Annotated in this window: 18 protein-coding genes; 16 read left to right on the plus strand and 2 right to left on the minus strand. The window is 63.7% G+C overall.

What is annotated here, in order from left to right; translation table 11 throughout:
• Positions 1 to 90 precede the first annotated feature (90 nt).
• Entirely contained in the window at positions 91 to 966 is an 876-nt protein-coding gene (gene dapF / locus GGR30_RS13400) for a diaminopimelate epimerase (protein WP_246413849.1), read from the minus strand.
• A 366-nt stretch (positions 967 to 1,332) separates the two neighbouring features.
• Between dapF and GGR30_RS13405 the strand changes: the two genes are divergently transcribed.
• On the plus strand, positions 1,333 to 2,232 hold the full coding sequence (locus GGR30_RS13405) for a DMT family transporter (protein ID WP_183487068.1): 900 nt from the start codon (positions 1,333 to 1,335) through the stop codon (positions 2,230 to 2,232).
• Between the two features lie 21 nt (positions 2,233 to 2,253).
• Positions 2,254 to 2,946 carry a DNA alkylation repair protein gene (locus tag GGR30_RS13410; protein ID WP_183487070.1) on the plus strand — a complete coding sequence of 231 codons (693 nt, stop codon included), beginning with the start codon at positions 2,254 to 2,256 and terminating at the stop codon, positions 2,944 to 2,946.
• A gap of 4 nt (positions 2,947 to 2,950) precedes the next feature.
• On the opposite strand, the gene GGR30_RS13415 is transcribed toward GGR30_RS13410, so the two are convergent.
• Positions 2,951 to 3,973 (minus strand): MBL fold metallo-hydrolase, encoded by a 1,023-nt coding sequence (locus tag GGR30_RS13415; protein ID WP_183487072.1) that lies wholly within the window; start codon positions 3,971 to 3,973, stop codon positions 2,951 to 2,953.
• A 343-nt stretch (positions 3,974 to 4,316) separates the two neighbouring features.
• On the opposite strand from GGR30_RS13415, the gene ffh reads away from it, so the two are divergent.
• From ffh to fdhD, 14 genes are all read left to right on the plus strand, one after another.
• Entirely contained in the window at positions 4,317 to 5,858 is a 1,542-nt protein-coding gene (gene ffh / locus GGR30_RS13420; RefSeq protein WP_183487074.1) for a signal recognition particle protein, read from the plus strand.
• 35 nt (positions 5,859 to 5,893) lie between these two features.
• Positions 5,894 to 6,382, plus strand: coding sequence for a GNAT family N-acetyltransferase (locus GGR30_RS13425; protein WP_183487077.1), 489 nt, complete (start codon positions 5,894 to 5,896; stop codon positions 6,380 to 6,382).
• A complete protein-coding gene (locus tag GGR30_RS13430) occupies positions 6,379 to 6,681 on the plus strand; it encodes a chorismate mutase (protein WP_183487079.1) in 303 nt (100 codons plus the stop codon). Before GGR30_RS13425 ends, GGR30_RS13430 begins: the two co-directional genes overlap by 4 nt.
• Positions 6,682 to 6,798: 117 nt before the next feature.
• Positions 6,799 to 7,182, plus strand: coding sequence for a 30S ribosomal protein S16 (rpsP, locus tag GGR30_RS13435; protein ID WP_183487081.1), 384 nt, complete (start codon positions 6,799 to 6,801; stop codon positions 7,180 to 7,182).
• 141 nt (positions 7,183 to 7,323) lie between these two features.
• Entirely contained in the window at positions 7,324 to 7,890 is a 567-nt protein-coding gene (gene rimM, locus GGR30_RS13440; protein ID WP_183487083.1) for a ribosome maturation factor RimM, read from the plus strand.
• 7 nt (positions 7,891 to 7,897) lie between these two features.
• The gene (gene trmD, locus GGR30_RS13445) at positions 7,898 to 8,596 is read left to right on the plus strand and encodes a tRNA (guanosine(37)-N1)-methyltransferase TrmD (protein ID WP_183487143.1); all 699 of its coding nucleotides are present in this window, start codon (positions 7,898 to 7,900) and stop codon (positions 8,594 to 8,596) included.
• A complete protein-coding gene (locus tag GGR30_RS13450) occupies positions 8,586 to 9,149 on the plus strand; it encodes a GNAT family N-acetyltransferase (protein WP_183487085.1) in 564 nt (187 codons plus the stop codon). Before trmD ends, GGR30_RS13450 begins: the two co-directional genes overlap by 11 nt.
• A gap of 171 nt (positions 9,150 to 9,320) precedes the next feature.
• Entirely contained in the window at positions 9,321 to 9,782 is a 462-nt protein-coding gene (rplS, locus tag GGR30_RS13455) for a 50S ribosomal protein L19 (protein WP_024710089.1), read from the plus strand.
• A gap of 175 nt (positions 9,783 to 9,957) precedes the next feature.
• Positions 9,958 to 10,173: a hypothetical protein gene (locus GGR30_RS13460; protein WP_183487087.1), complete on the plus strand. Its 216-nt coding sequence runs from the start codon at positions 9,958 to 9,960 to the stop codon at positions 10,171 to 10,173.
• A 53-nt stretch (positions 10,174 to 10,226) separates the two neighbouring features.
• On the plus strand, positions 10,227 to 10,352 hold the full coding sequence (locus GGR30_RS23595; protein WP_281285213.1) for a hypothetical protein: 126 nt from the start codon (positions 10,227 to 10,229) through the stop codon (positions 10,350 to 10,352).
• Positions 10,353 to 10,426: 74 nt separating this feature from the next.
• Positions 10,427 to 11,836, plus strand: coding sequence for a 3-isopropylmalate dehydratase large subunit (gene leuC, locus GGR30_RS13465; protein WP_183487089.1), 1,410 nt, complete (start codon positions 10,427 to 10,429; stop codon positions 11,834 to 11,836).
• A 194-nt stretch (positions 11,837 to 12,030) separates the two neighbouring features.
• Positions 12,031 to 13,083 carry a 3-carboxy-cis,cis-muconate cycloisomerase gene (locus GGR30_RS13470; protein ID WP_183487091.1) on the plus strand — a complete coding sequence of 351 codons (1,053 nt, stop codon included), beginning with the start codon at positions 12,031 to 12,033 and terminating at the stop codon, positions 13,081 to 13,083.
• Positions 13,084 to 13,244: 161 nt separating this feature from the next.
• Entirely contained in the window at positions 13,245 to 14,645 is a 1,401-nt protein-coding gene (gene ehuR / locus GGR30_RS13475; protein WP_183487093.1) for a MocR-like ectoine utilization transcription factor EhuR, read from the plus strand.
• Positions 14,638 to 15,453 carry a formate dehydrogenase accessory sulfurtransferase FdhD gene (gene fdhD, locus GGR30_RS13480; RefSeq protein ID WP_183487095.1) on the plus strand — a complete coding sequence of 272 codons (816 nt, stop codon included), beginning with the start codon at positions 14,638 to 14,640 and terminating at the stop codon, positions 15,451 to 15,453. The genes ehuR and fdhD overlap by 8 nt, the downstream gene beginning before the upstream one ends.
• Positions 15,454 to 15,633 lie beyond the last annotated feature (180 nt).

The following is a 15,633-nucleotide window of genomic DNA, read 5'->3' on the forward strand; positions in this document are numbered from 1 at the left end:
ACGGCTATATGGCGCAAAAGGTCGGCGATTGAAAGGGCAGGGGTCAAAGCAGGATGTGGCTAGGCGTGTCGAGGAGCAAAGCTGAGTTCCTCAGCGCGCCCATTCTCCCGTCGCCGGATCCACTCTACCCGACCATTCATGTTCCGCAGGCCCCGTCATGATCACGTGGTCGTCGTCCTCGCGCCAGTCGATTTCCAGCGCGCCGGCGGGCAGGTAGACGGTGACCTTGCGGCCGGTTCGGCCGGTGCGGGCGGCTGAGACGGCGGCGGCGCAGGCGGCCGAACCGCAGGCGAGCGTCAGGCCGGCGCCGCGCTCGAAGGTCTTCAGCGACAGCGAGGAGGGAGAGGTGACCTGCGCCAGCGAGATGTTGGCGCGTTCGGGAAACAGCGGATGGCGCTCGTAGCGGGGCCCGAAGGCAAGAATGTCGTAGCTGTCGACATCGCGCGGCACGAAGAACACGGCATGGGGATTGCCCATGGACGCGGCGGAAAAGCGTTGCAGCGCCGGATCGGCCTCATGCGGTTCGGGCAGCGCGACATGGGTCGTGTCGGCGGCGGGTCCTGCAAGCGGGATCTTCTCCCAGTCGAAGATCGGAGCGCCCATGTCGACGGAGATCAGCCTGTCGGAAAGCCGTTCTGCAAGGAGCGCGCCGGCAATGGTGCGGAAGGCGAAGCGGTCCTTGTCGGTTTCGCGCGTCAGATAGTCGACGACGCAGCGCGTGCCGTTGCCGCAGGCCTGCGCCATCGAACCGTCGGAATTGAGGATATCGATCCAGCCGTCGGGCGCGTTCTCGCGGGCATCGTAGAGCGCCATGATCTGGTCGAATTCGGTATCGGGATGGGCATCAAGCCGGATCGCGGCCGCCGGCGTCACCCTGTCGGTGCGCCCGCGCATGTCGATGACAAGGATCTTGTTGCCAAGACCGTTCATGCGCTCCATGCGCACCATGTTCGTGCTGTCCGCCATCAAGGGCTCCGTCGCCTGCCTTTGCTTCCGGCGTTATATGGGCGAAAACCGCCGTCGTCACCAGTCCGTGCCCTCGCTTGCCGCGAAAAATAGTCCCGGCCGAACGCTGCGGGCCGCGAGCGGCCTTTGCGTCGGCCGCCATGAAGTGTAATGTCGGACAAATCCTCCCCAGGCAGCGAACGTTTCGGTCGTCCCTTGCGTTTGTCGAGATATCCCGCTGCCAGCCATGGTCCGGACACATGCCCGCGCCATGCCTCTTGAAAGTTCTGAAACGATGCCAGTTCCTTATTTTGCCGCGAAGGTGATCGGTTTACCGGTCTGCCGGCCCATTGCCCTTGATGTCTCACGCCGCGCCGGAGCGGCTGCATGAGGCTTTCCGGTGTCGTCCTTGCCTTTGGCGCGGTCTCGATCTTTGCGGTCCAGGACGCAATCACCCGCCATCTCGGTCCGCTCTATTCGCCGTTCTTCATCGCCATGGTGCGCTTCTGGGCCTTCGGCCTGTTCGTGATCATCCTGGCGGCCCGCGCGCCGGGCGGTTTCAAGGCCGCGACGGTGACCCATCATCCCGTCCTGCAGATCTGGCGAAGCTTCCTGCTGGTGGCGCAGATCCTGATCTCGATCCTGTCCTTTGCCCTTGTCGGTCTTGCCCAGAGCCAGGCGATCTTCATGGCCGCCCCGCTGGTGGTGGCGCTCCTGTCGGTGCCGCTTCTCGGCGAGCGCGTCGGCTGGCGTCGCTGGCTGGCGATCGTCGTCGGCCTGTTCGGCGTGCTGGTCATCATCGATCCGCTCGGCGAGCAATTCTCGCTGGCGATGCTGGTGCCGGTCGGCTGCTGCTTCACCTTTGCGCTCTATTCGCTCTATACCCGCCTTGCCGGGCGCTATGACGCGCCGGAAGTCAGCCTGTTTTATACCGGCGTGGTCGGCATGGTGCTGACGAGCCTCATCGGCCCGTTCTTCTGGGAGGATGTGCCGCTTGCCGACTGGGGCTGGCTTGTCGCACTCTGTTTCACCGGTATTTCAGGGCATTATCTCCTCATCCGGGCGCTTGCGGTGACCGAAGCCGTGACCGTGCAGACCATCACCTATATGCAGCTCGTCTATGGCTCGCTTTTCGGCGTTCTGGTGTTCAAGGAACAGTTGAGCGTGCATATGATTGCCGGCGGGCTCACCGTCGTCGGCGCCGGCGCTTTCACCATCTGGCGCGAACATGCGCTGAAAAAGCGCGAGGGCGCCTCATCGACGGAGGCATCGCTGGCTGGTCGCTAGGCGTCAGCCTTGGAGGCAAAGATGGAGCTTTCCTCAGACTCTTCAACGCGGGACATTCTCTCGGCCCTTAAGGCCAGCGCCGATCCGGCGCGGCTTGCGGAGATGGAGCGCGTCGGCATCAGGACCGACGCGGCCATCGGCCTTTCCAACCCCGAGCTGCGGCAGATCGCCAAGGCTGTCGGCGTGAACCATGGGCGGGCGTCGGCGCTTTGGCAAAGCCCGGTGCGCGAGGCGAAGATGCTGGCCTTGCTGACCTTTGATCCGGCTGAACTGACGCAGGAGGACATGCTTGCGCTCGCCGGCGATTTTGCCTCATGGGAAATGGTCGATCTTGCAGCCGATCTGTTTGTCGAGGCGCGGTTTGACGCGGCCCTTGTCGCCGCCTTCGCCGAGGATGACCGTGAATTCGTGCGCCGGACCGCTTTTGCCATGATCGCCGGCGCGGCCGTCCACCGGAAGAAGGAGCCGGACGAAAGCTTCCTGGCGCTCTTCCCGCTCATCGAAGCGCATGCCGCGGACCAGCGCAATTTCGTGAAGAAGGCGGTCAATTGGGCGCTGCGCAATATCGGCATGCGCAATATCCGCTGCCACAGGGCTGCGCTGGCGCTTGCGGAGAAACTGGCGGCGCGCGCAGACCGCACCGAAGCCTGGGTCGGACGAGATGCGGTGCGCTATCTGAGCGATCCCAAACGCCTCGCGCGGCTGAAAGCCTGAAGGCTCAGTCGACCTCCGGCACGTCGAAGGCTTCGCCGGGCTCCAGCGGACGGAAACGGTCTTCATCGATGCCGGCATCGGAAAGGGCGGCCTTCAACAGCCTGACCGGATCGTCATGGCCTTCGTCGGTGAGCTGGAAAGTGCCGAAATGGTGGCCAGCGGCATAGGCGGCCTTGGAGAGCTCGAAGCCCTTGACGGCTTCCACCGGGTCCTGATGCTCGTTCTTCATGAAATAGCGCGGCTCATAGGCGCCAATCGGCAGGTTGGCGAGGCGGAAGCCGCCGTATTTCTCGGCCGCCGCGCGGTAGTTGCGCCCCTCGTGAAAGCTGGTGTCGCCGATGTGGTAGATGCGGCCTGCGGGCGTCTCCAGCACGAAGGCGGCCCAGAGCGCCATGCGCCGGTCGGTGACCCCGCGCGCCGACCAGTGGTGGCAGGGCTCGGCAAACACATTGACGCCGCCGGGAAGCGGCGCCTGGTCTCCCCAGTCCAGCACCGTCACATCCGCATCCGGCACCTTCTGGTGGATCACCGTGTCATTGCCGAGCGGCGCGATGATCCGGGGCGCGTGATCGGTCTGAAGGCGTCTCAGGCAGGCATGACTCAGATGGTCGTAGTGGTTGTGGGTGATCAGCACGGCATCGATCTTGGGCAGGTCCTCGAACAGGACGCCCGGCGGGCAGACCCGTTTCGGCCCGACGGAATCGAACGGGCTGACGCGTTCGGAAAACACCGGGTCGGTCAGGATGTTGACGCCGGCGACCTGGATCAGGAGGCTGGCATGGCCGATCATCGTCACCCGCATGCCGTTTCCGGACACAAGCGCGTCCGGCGTGTGTGGGGCATAGCGGCAGGCGACTTCCTTCGGCCAGGGCGTGCGCTTGTGGGCAAGCTGCCATTTGACGACCTCGGCAAGGCCCGGCGGGTTCATGCCGTCGGGGTTGAAGAACAATGTGCCGTCGAAATGATCGCTTTTCGGACCGTTATAGTAGCGGTTCTTCTTTTGCAGACGCACGCGCGTGGGGATCATGAAAAGCCCTTTCGGTTGATCCGGCGCTTGCCGGCCACCCTTGATTGCTGAAACGGAACTCATCGGATATATGCGCCGGGCCCGAAAAAGTTCCAGACCTTGAAAACGGCGAAAGAGGTCACGCAGGCTTGACTTTGCCGCAATCTTGGGGTTTATCGCCCCCAAATCTGCTGACAGTGAAGACGTTCAGCCGCCGACCGGGGCCCGCAAAGGTATAAAGAGAGCCCGGAGGTCAACATCCGACAGCGCGATGCGCCCTCGGATGGAATTTTGCTTTGCGTCTTGCATTTGCCGGCAGAGGTGCCAACGTTTCGCGAAGTGCGAAACGAAAAGGGAATGGGCTATGTTTGAAAACCTCCAGGACCGCCTTGGTTCCGTCCTCAAGGGACTGACCGGCCGCGGCTCGCTTTCGGAAGCCGACGTATCGGCAGCGCTGCGCGAAGTGCGCCGCGCGCTTCTGGAAGCCGACGTCGCGCTGGAGGTGGTGCGCGACTTTATCGCCCGCGTGCGGGAAAAGGCCGTCGGCGCGGAAGTTCTGAAGTCGATCAAGCCCGGCCAGATGGTCGTCAAGATCGTCCATGACGAACTGGTCGAGATGCTCGGCTCCGAGGGCGTCACGCTCGATCTCAACGCGCCAGCACCTGTCGTCATCATGATGGTCGGCCTGCAGGGCTCGGGCAAGACGACGACCACCGGCAAGATCGCGGCGCGGATGACCAATCGCGACCGCAGAAAAGTGCTGATGGCCTCGCTCGACACGCGTCGTCCGGCCGCCCAGGAACAGCTGAAGCAGATCGGCGAGCAGACCTCGGTCGACACGCTGCCGGTGATCAAGGGGCAGGACCCGGTCGCCATCGCCAAGCGCGCGGTACAGGCGGCCAAGCTCGGCGGCCATGACGTGGTCATCCTCGATACCGCCGGCCGCACCCATATCGACGAGCCGCTGATGGTCGAGATGGCGGATATTCGCAAACAGGCCAATCCGCACGAGATCCTGTTGGTGGCCGACAGCCTGACCGGTCAGGACGCCGTCAATCTTGCCCGCAATTTCGATCAACGCGTCGGCATTACCGGCCTGGTTCTGACCCGTATGGATGGCGACGGGCGCGGTGGTGCTGCCCTTTCCATGCGCGCGGTCACCGGCAAGCCGATCAAGCTGATCGGTACCGGCGAGAAGATGGATGCGCTGGAGGAATTCCACCCCAAGCGCATCGCCGACCGCATTCTCGGCATGGGCGATATCGTCTCGCTCGTTGAAAAGGCATCGGAGACGATCGACGCCGAAAAGGCGAAAGCCATGGCCGAAAAGATGGCCAAGGGCAAGTTCGACCTCGACGACATGGCCGAACAGCTGAAACAGATGCAGAACATGGGCGGCATGGGCGGCATTATGGGTCTGATGCCCGGCATGGGCGGTATGAAGGAAAAGATGGCCGCCGCCGGCATGGACGACAGCGTCTTCAAGCGCCAGCTCGCCATCATTTCCTCGATGACCAAATATGAGCGCGCCCACCCCGACGTTTTGAAGAATTCGCGCAAGAAGCGCATCGCAGCAGGCTCCGGCACATCCGCCGCCGATATCAACAAGCTTCTGAAGATGCACCGCCAGATGTCCGACATGATGAAAGCCGTGGGCGGCAAGGGCAAGGGCAAGATGAAGCAGATGATGAACATGATGGGCGGCGGCGGCATGCCGGGCGGCATGGGCGGCATGCCCGACCTCTCCAAGCTCGATGCCAACCAGTTGGCCGAACTCGAGAAGAAGGCCGGCAGCCTCGGCGGCGCAGGCAGCATGCCATCGGGCGGTCTGCCGGGCCTTGGCGGGCCGAAGCTTCCCGGTCTCGGCGGCGGCTTCGGCGGCTTCGGAAAGGGCAAGAAGAAGTGACTAACGTCCCTGTCCTGGAAACCGAGAGACTGGTCATGCGCGCTTTCCAGCGCGAAGATTTTGAGCCGATGGCGGCTTTCTTCGCCGAGGAGCGGTCGTTCTACTATGGCGGACCGCTTTCGAAGGGCGATGCGTGGCGCAGGCTTGCCGCCTATGCGGGGCACTGGGTCCTGAATGGTTTCGGCGAATGGGCTCTGGAAGAGAAGAATACGGGACGTTTTGTCGGCTTTTGCGGCCCCTGGCATCCCGCCGACATGCCCGAGCCCGAGATTGCCTGGGCGCTGCTGCCTGAGCATTACGGCAAGGGTTACGCTTTCGAGGCGGCATCGCGGGCGCTTCGTTACGTTTACGGTGAACTTGGCTGGCCGACGGTCATGAGCTTGATCGAGCCGGACAACGCGCCGTCCATTCGTCTGGCGGAGCGCCTGGGCGCGACGGCCGAGAAGACGCTCGAAATCTACGGCAGGGACGCGGTCGTCTACCGTCACCTGCCGCCTGAGATGTTGCTGGAGAAAACGGCATGACTCCGAAAGAGCAACTTCTTCAGTACCGCCAGTCGATCGACAATCTCGATGCCGCGCTGGTGCATATTCTCGCCGAACGGTTCCGCTGCACCAAGGCGGTGGGGCACCTGAAGGCCGAACACGACCTGCCGCCGGCCGACCCGGCGCGCGAGGAACAACAGATTTCGCGGTTGAGGGACCTGGCCAAAAGCGCCGATCTCGACCCCGATTTTGCCGAGACCTTCCTGAACTTCATCATCAAGGAAGTGATCCGGCATCATGAGCAGATCGCCGCCCAGCATGGCGGTCAGGAGAAATAGGCCGGTCTCCGGTCATTGAGAATGCCCCGTGCGCCAGCCAGAGCGTGGTTGCAGGCAGCGGGAACAACAAACGAATGGACTGCGGTCCGACAGAAATGCCTTTAAGGAGAAAACAAAATGGCAATCAAGATTCGTCTCGCCCGTGGCGGTTCCAAGAAGCGCCCCTACTACCACATCGTTGCCGCCGACGAGCGTTCGCCGCGTGACGGCCGCTTCATCGAGAAGCTCGGCCACTGGAACCCGATGCTGCCGAAGGATGCGGAAGACCGCGTCGTCTTTGACGAAGAGCGCGTCAAGTACTGGCTTGGAACCGGCGCCCAGCCGACCGACCGCGTGCTGCGCTTCCTCGCCGAAGCCGGCATTGCCGAGCGCAAGGCCCGTAACAACCCGAACAAGGCGAAGCCCGGCAAGAAGGCCGAAGAGCGCGTTGCCGAGAAAAAGCAGAAGGCCGAGGAAGCAGCCGCCGCTGCAGCAGAAGCCGCTGCCGAAGCTTCGGAATAAGCCGGATTGCCGTCAGCCGTTTGCCCCTCGTCGGGTGGAAGACGGTTTTCAGGCATCGAACAGGGGCCGGGCGCATGCGTCCGGCCTTTTCCTTTGCGCCAAAAGGGCATAGATAGCCATAAACGGCAGGAAAGAACGACGATGGCAAAGCTCAATGACCCGATCCTGATGGCGACCATTGGCGCGGCGCAGGGCCTGCGCGGCGATGTCAGGGTGCGCTGCTTTACCGCGAACCCCTTGACCGTCGGCGACTATGGCAATCTCCATGCCGAGGACGGCCGCGTGTTCGAGATCCTCGAAACGCGCCCGGGCAAGAACAACATGATCGTCATCCGCTTTCGCGGCGTGAACGATCGCACGGCAGCGGAAGCCTTACGCGGCCTCAATCTCTATATCGAGCGCGACAACCTGCCCGATGACGAGCTTGAGGACGAGGAATATTTCTACGCCGACCTCGAAGGCCTCGATGTCTTTGACGATGCCGGCAACAGCTACGGCGCGATCAGCGCGATCTTCGATTTCGGCGCGGGCGATCTTCTGGAGCTGAAGGGGCCGGGCCGTCGCCCGGTGCTGATCCCGTTCAACGAAAGCGCCGTGCTGGAGATCGACTTCGAGGATCGCCGTGTGTTGATCGACCCCGTGGCCGCCGGCCTTGTCGGTGGCGAGGACGATGACGGGCCGGATTTTCCCGATCCCGAAGGCCGGTAACGCCGCGATGTCCTTCAAGGCCACCGTTCTCACGCTCTATCCGGAGATGTTCCCCGGCCATCTCGGCACGTCGCTTGCGGGCCGGGCGGCCGAGCGCGGGCAATGGTCGCTGGAAGCCGTGAACATCCGCGATTTTGCCGAGGATCGTCACCGCAGCGTCGACGATACGCCGTCGGGCGGCGGCGCGGGCATGGTGCTGCGACCGGATATCCTGGCGCGCGCGATCGACGCCGTGTCCGCTAATGACGGCAGGCCGCGCCTCCTCATGAGCCCGCGTGGAAAGCCGCTGACCCAGGCGCGGGTGCGCGAACTGGCCGAAGGGCCGGGCGCCGTCATCGTCTGCGGCCGTTTCGAGGGCGTCGATCAGCGTGTCATAGATAAGCGCGGCCTCGAGGAAGTCTCGATCGGCGACTATATCCTTTCCGGCGGCGAGCCGGCGGCGCTCGTGCTGCTTGATGCCGTGGTGCGCGTCCTGCCGGGCGTGATGGGCAATGCGCTTTCCGGCACGCATGAGAGTTTCGAGGACGGCCTGCTGGAGCATCCGCACTATACCCGTCCGGCCGAATGGGAGGGTGAGACGATCCCGGAGGTGCTGACCTCGGGCAACCACGCGGCCATCGACAAATGGCGCCATGACGAGGCGTTGCGGCTGACGGCTGAGCGGCGGCCGGATCTTCTCGCCGGGAGTGGCAAGGATGCCGACTGAAGACTTGCAGCTCGAACCGTTCTCTCGCTCGCATTTCGACATCGTGGCCGGCTGGTTTGCGGATGCCCGGGTGGCGGCCCTTTGGGGCGGCACGCAGCTTCCCTTTCCCTTCTGCTATGACCAGCTTTGCGAAGGTTCCGCCGACATGCTCGGCTCAAAGCCTGCGCTCGCCTGTTTCTCGGCAAGATACGGAGGAAAATTGGCGGGGCATGGTCAGATCGCCTTCGACCGGCTGAACGGCGTGAGCCGGCTCTGCCGCATCGCCATCGCGCCTGAACTGCGGGGGACGGGGCTTTCGCGACCGTTGCTCGGCCTGCTGGTGGATGAGGCGTTCAACGAACCAGACATCATGCGGGTCGAACTCAATGTTTACGACCTTAACGAGGCGGCCATTCGCGCCTATAGGGCTCTCGGTTTTGTCGAGGAGGGCGTGCGTCGCTCTTCCGCCCGTTTCGGCGATGAACGCTGGAATACGGTGATGATGGGTCTGTTGCGCGCGGATTGGGAGAAGACTCGGCGTGATTGTGCCGGGAATGCCGCGCAAAAGGGGTGACAAAGGCCAGAAAATCGTCTATAGGCCCGCCCTGACCGGGTGTTCCGGTTACCGAAAAGAACAACCGCGTAACGCTCCCGCCTTGAAGACAAGGCAAATCCGGAGGCATTGACCGAAGGATGATTGTCGAGCGCTCTGGCCGTTAAAGCAAGACATCAAGAGGTTAGACCGATGAACATCATCGAGCAGCTCGAAGCTGAAGAAACCGCGCGCATTGCCGAACAGCGCGAACTTCCCCCGTTTGAAGCCGGCGACACCGTGCGCGTCAACGTCCGCGTGACGGAAGGTACCCGCACCCGCGTGCAGGCCTTCGAAGGCGTTTGCATCGCCCGTTCCGGCGGCGGCATCCACGAGAACTTCACCGTTCGCAAGATTTCCTACGGCGAAGGCGTCGAGCGCGTATTCCCCGTTTACTCCCCCCAGGTCGAGGGCGTGGAAGTGATCCGCCGCGGTAAGGTTCGCCGTGCGAAGCTCTACTACCTGCGCGACCGTCGCGGCAAGTCGGCCCGTATCGCCGAAAACACCTCGGTGCGTTCGCGCCGCCTCAACGACGAGGCCCGCGAGGCAGCAGCGGCCGCCCGCGCCGCCGCCAAGGCGGAGAAGGAAGCTGCAGCGGCAGCCAAGAGCGAATAAGCCATTTTCGCTTTTGAAATCGTTTCGGGAAGCCGCCTTCGGGCGGCTTCTTTGCGTTTTGCGATCCGTCCGCCGGTCTTGACAAGAAAAAGCCGGAATCGCTTCCTATCTCCGTGCTCCCTTGAATTGTGAAGCCGCGATCATCTTTTTCCGGTTGTGGCTGTACGGAGTAGAAATGTTTCTTACACGCGCCATTGTGGCAGGCGCCGGCAACCCGATGATCCTGGGTTCCATTGCCACACCCGTGCTCGCCTCGACCGCCAAGGGTCGAGACCGTTTCGTCTTTGACGATGAAGACGCAGCGGAGTGGCACGAAAGCGGCGGGATGTCGGCCGACCCCCTTCTCGTCTTTCTCAAGGCGCGTGCGAGTCACGTCCGGAGCCAGTTTTGAACCATTCTCGTAAATGATTGCCGGAGCCCGAGAAAGCTGGTAAAGACCGGCCCATGAGGATCATTGACAGAAAGAGCGCGGCCGTTTCGTTCAGGCCCTTCGTGCTGCAGGACAGAAAGCGCCTGCCGAGCCGCTTCTTTGCGATGATTTCCGGCGCGCTCAACGCCCGACTTAGCTGACGCTTGTTTTAAAGCAATGCCGGCAGCGGGCAACCGCGCCCTTTCCTGTTCATCGAAAAATGGGTTACGAAATCATGAGCAAGGCTCGCACAATCTACGACAAGATCTGGGACGATCATCTGGTGGACAGCCAGGATGACGGTACCTGTCTCATCTACATCGACCGTCACCTGGTCCACGAAGTCACCAGCCCGCAGGCCTTTGAGGGGTTGAGGCTCGCCGGTCGCACGGTTCATGCGCCGGCAAAGACGCTGGCCGTCGTCGACCACAATGTTCCGACCACGCCCGACCGCGTCAACGGCATCAAGAACGAGGAAAGCCGCATCCAGGTGGCCGCCCTTGCCCAGAATGCGCTCGATTTCGGCGTCGAATATTACTCCGAAAAGGACAAGCGCCAGGGCATCGTCCACATTGTCGGACCGGAACAGGGCTTCACCCTGCCGGGCATGACGATCGTGTGCGGCGACAGCCATACCTCGACGCATGGTGCATTCGGCGCGCTCGCGCACGGTATCGGCACGTCCGAGGTGGAGCATGTGCTCGCCACCCAGACGCTGATCCAGTCCAAGGCCAAGAACATGCTGGTGCGCGTCGACGGCAAGGCGCCGGAAGGCGTCACCGCCAAGGACATCATCCTGGCGATCATCGGCGAGATCGGCACGGCCGGCGGCACAGGCCATGTCATCGAATTTGCCGGCGAGGCGATCCGCGACCTTTCCATGGAAGGCCGCATGACCGTCTGCAACATGACGATCGAGGGCGGCGCCCGCGCCGGTCTGATCGCGCCGGATGAAAAGACCTTCGCCTATATCAAGGAGCGCCCGCGCGCGCCGAAGGGTGAGGCCTGGGACCGGGCTGTCGAATACTGGAAATCGCTGACGACGGACGAGGGCGCGGAGTATGACCGCGTCGTGACGCTCAATGCCGCCAACCTGCCGCCGATCGTCTCCTGGGGCTCCTCGCCGGAAGATGTGATCGCGGTGACCGGCGAAGTGCCGAACCCGGACGATATCGCCGACGAGACCAAGCGCGCCTCCAAATGGCGGGCGCTGAAATATATGGGCCTGACGCCCGGAACGAAAATCACCGATATCGAACTCGATCGTGTCTTCATCGGTTCCTGCACCAATGGTCGCATCGAGGATCTGCGCGCCGCTGCTGCCGTCGCCAAGGGCCGCAAGGTTTCTGATCGCGTCAACGCCATGGTCGTGCCGGGCTCGGGCCTGGTGAAGGAACAGGCGGAAGCCGAGGGCCTCGACAAGATCTTCCTCGAGGCCGGTTTCGAATGGCGCGAGCCGGGCTGCTCCATGTGCCTTGCCATGAATGACGACCGGCTGAAGCCGGAAGAGCGCTGCGCCTCGACATCGAACCGCAATTTCGAAGGCCGCCAGGGCTACAAGGGCCGCACCCATCTGGTCTCGCCCGCAATGGCCGCCGCTGCCGCCATCGAAGGCCGGTTTGTCGATATTCGCGACTGGAAGTAACCCGCGCCGACAGCATCGTATCGGAAGGCGGCCACTGGCCGCCTTCTTTGTCTGCGCCGGCAAAAACCGGGCTCTGGTCTTGCGCTTGCCGCCTCATTGTCGCAATGTGAGGTCGGTGCCGGTCGTCACGGCACCCGTGTCGGTCGGGATGGTTCCGCCCTCCTGCTGTTTCCAGTAGCAAGCGATCGCAATCCATGAGTTATTCTGCATTTGATCATCCCGTGCTTTCGGGCCTGGTGGGCGACGACGAGGTTGCCGCCTTCTTTTCGCTCGATGCGGAAATCAAGGCCATGCTGGCCTTCGAGGCCGCCCTGGCCGAGGCCGAGGCCCGTGCCGGCGTCATTCCGGAAGCGGCGGCGAAGCGCATTGGCGAAGTCTGTGCCGCCTTCTCTCCGGATATCGAGGCGCTGAAGATCGCGACCGGCCGCGACGGCATTGTCGTGCCCGATCTCGTGCGCCAGCTCCGCGCGGCAGTCGGACCGGATGCAGCGGACCATGTCCATTTCGGCGCGACCAGCCAGGATGTCATCGATACCTCGCTGATGATGCGGCTGTCGGCGGTGTCGACGCTCCTGATCGATCGTCTCGATCACCTGTTCCAGCGCATGGAAACGCTCGATTCACGCTTCGGCGAACGCACGCTGATGGGGCGCACCCGCATGCAGCCGGCCATGCCGATCTCCGTTTCCGACCGGTTGCGCTCCTGGCGCGAGCCGGTGCTTTACCTCCGGCAGTTTCTCTTGAGGCTCGACGGCCAGCTCTTCGCGGTGCAATTCGGCGGCGCGGTCGGCACGCTGCACCGGTTACCGGATGAGGCCGTCGAGGTCCGGGCCATGCTGGCAGACCTTCTCGGCCTGATCGACGCGCCGCAATGGCAGAACCAGCGCAATGTGATCGCGGAATTCGCCTCAGCCATGTCGCAGATCACCGGGAGCCTCGGCAAGTTCGGCCTCGACATCGCGCTGCTTGCCGAAATGGGCGAGGAAATCGAGCTTTCCGGCGGCGGGGAATCCTCCGATATCGAAGGCAAGCGCAATCCGGTGACGGCCGAGGTGCTGGTCTCGTTGTCGCGCTTCAACGCCGCCCAGCTTTCGGCCATGCATATGGCGCTGGTGCATGAGCAGGAGCGCTCGGGCGCGGCGTGGACGCTGGAGTGGCTGACATTGCCGCAGATGGTGGCCGCCGCTGCCGCCTCGCTGAAGCTGTCGGACTGGCTCTGCACCAAGATCGAGAGCCTCGGCACCTGACCGGCTTTCACATTGTCTTAACCAATTGCACTGATTTTGGCCGCCGGCCTCACCCGGACTGAGGCAAAGATACTCCTGTTTCAATGACTTGTGACGCCATCTCGTTTCCAACGTCCCGGTTGACCTATTGTCAATTGATATGATTTGCCGCACGATGGGGCATGACCAAATGGCGTCCCAATCCGAGGCTGATCAAGCGACCGGCCTATCTCTCCATTGCCGAACAGATCGCCGGCGCCATCCGCGATGGCCTGCTGATCGACGGCATGCGGCTGCCGCCGCAGCGGCAGATGGCGGCTGACCTGAAGATCTCCGTCCAGACCGTCTCCCGTGCCTATGAGGAGCTTTCCCGACGGGGGCTCGTCACCGGCGAGGTCGGGCGCGGCTCCTATATCAAGGCGGCGTCGAATGCGCCCGAGCGGCCGCATCTGACAGAAGGGACCTCCGGCGTCGTCGATCTCTCGATCCTGAAGCCAGTCTGCGAGAGCCGCAGTCTCGGTCGGTTCCGCAACGCCTTTGCCGAGCTCGGCGCGACCATGCCGCCGGACCTTGCCTTCTCGATGATCCCGAATGCGCTGTTCCGGCGCTACCGCATGGCTGGCGTCAGCTGGCTGGCGGCCTGCGGCCTGAAGGCCCCGCCGCACGGCATTACCGTCACCAACGGTTCCAGCGATGCGATGACGGCGGCCTTCATGAGCGTTGCGCCGCCCGGCTCGGCCATGGCGGCGGAGGAGCTGACCCATCCGATGGCGAGGCCGCTTGCCGGCTATCTCGGCATCGACCTCGAACCGGTCCCTACCGACGCGGAGGGGATCCTGCCTTCGGCGCTCGAGGCGCTTGCGGCGCGCAAGCGGCTGAGGGCGATCTTTCTGCAGCCATCGGCAGCCGGACCGCGCGGTACGGTGACAAGCGCGCCGCGGCGACGGGCGATCGCGGCGATCGCGCGCAGGTTCGATCTTGCGATCATCGAGAACGACGTGCTCGGGCCGCTGGTGGAAAACCGGCCGCCGCCGCTCGCGGCCTTCGCCCCGGAGCGCACGCTCTACATGACGGATCTGTCGAAGAACACGATTCCCGGCCTCAGATGCGGGTTTCTGGTCGCTCCCGACCGGTACGCGGCCGCCGTTTCCAACCGCTATCTCGCCGCCAACTGGATCGCGACCCCGGTGATGGCCGAAATCGCCAGCCGCTGGATCGTCGACGGGACGGCGATGGAACTGGTCAACTGGCAGCGCATGGCGCTGAAGCGCCGCCGGGCGATCGCCGAAAAGGAACTCTCCGGTGTTGCCTGCGCCATGACGCCGGGCGCGCTGCATGTGTGGATCCCGCTGCCCGAGGGCACGAACGAGGCCGCCTTCGTCGATCGCGCCCGCCATCGCGGCGTTGCTGTCGCCGCCGGCAGTTCGTTCCGCGCCGGGCGCGAACCCTCTGCCCCCGCAATCCGCGTGGCGCTCGCCGCCTCGTCGGAAATCGAGCTTTCGTCGTCGCTTGCACTGATTGCCGCCATGCTTCAGGGGGAAAGCAAACCGCGCCGCGCCGCCAGAGTGGCGGAAAATGGCTGAGGAGGAGCGACCCGCAGCCCGTCCACTGAAGCCGCTTTTTTCCGTCGGCAGCCGGAAGTCGGCCAGCGGTTCGCAGTCGCTCGCCGCCGAAACGGCCGTAGCGCTCAGCTATGGCGGCTCCTCCCATGCCGTGCTGATGGCGACCCCAGCCGACCTTGTCGATCTCGCCTATGGTTTCAGCCTGACGGAAGGCATTGTCCGCCGTCCCGACGAAATCCTTGGCGTCGAGCCGGTTCCGTTCACCTCCGGCATCGATCTCCAGATAACGCTCGCGGAAGACCGGTCTGCCGCCCTTGCCGCGCGTCGCCGTTCCATGGCGGGCCCCGTCGGCTGCGGGCTTTGCGGGCTGGAAAGCATCGATGCCGCCATGCGCCCGGTGCCGGTCGTTGAAGGCGATGATTTCACGATGTCGACCGACGATGTGGATACGGCGGTTGCGGCCCTATCCCGACATCAGCCGTTTTTTGCCAAGACGCGCGCCGTCCATGGGGCGGGCCTTTTCAGGCCAGCCACGGGCTTGGTTGCGATGCGGGAGGATGTCGGCCGCCACAACGCGCTCGACAAGCTGATCGGCGCTCTTGCCCGCCAGGGCGAGGCGGCTGCAGGCGGCGCCTTCGTCGTCACCAGCCGATTGTCGGTGGAAATGGTGCAGAAGGCGGCTGTCGCCGGGGCACCGGTGCTGATCGCCGTCTCGCAGCCGACCGCGCTCGCGGTCGAAACGGCGGAGAAGGCGGGGATCACGCTTGTCGCCAGCGCCCGCGGAGACGGGTTTTCGGTATTTTCGCACGGCAGCCGGATCAGGCAATGAGGGCCGGGCGTCTGGCCTGGCCGGATTTTCGGTGACGCTCTTGAAGCCGTGTCGCTCCACGAATCACCGTCATGCCGGGCTCGACCCGGCATCCTGTGTATAGCGGCTTGTGGTATGATGTGTGCGGGCGGAAGGTCGTCCGGCATCCTGGTCGTTAGAGACCGTTCCCTGGCACCTGAT

The sequence above is a fragment of the Martelella radicis genome (genome assembly GCF_014196625.1).
Lineage (GTDB): Bacteria > Pseudomonadota > Alphaproteobacteria > Rhizobiales > Rhizobiaceae > Martelella > Martelella radicis.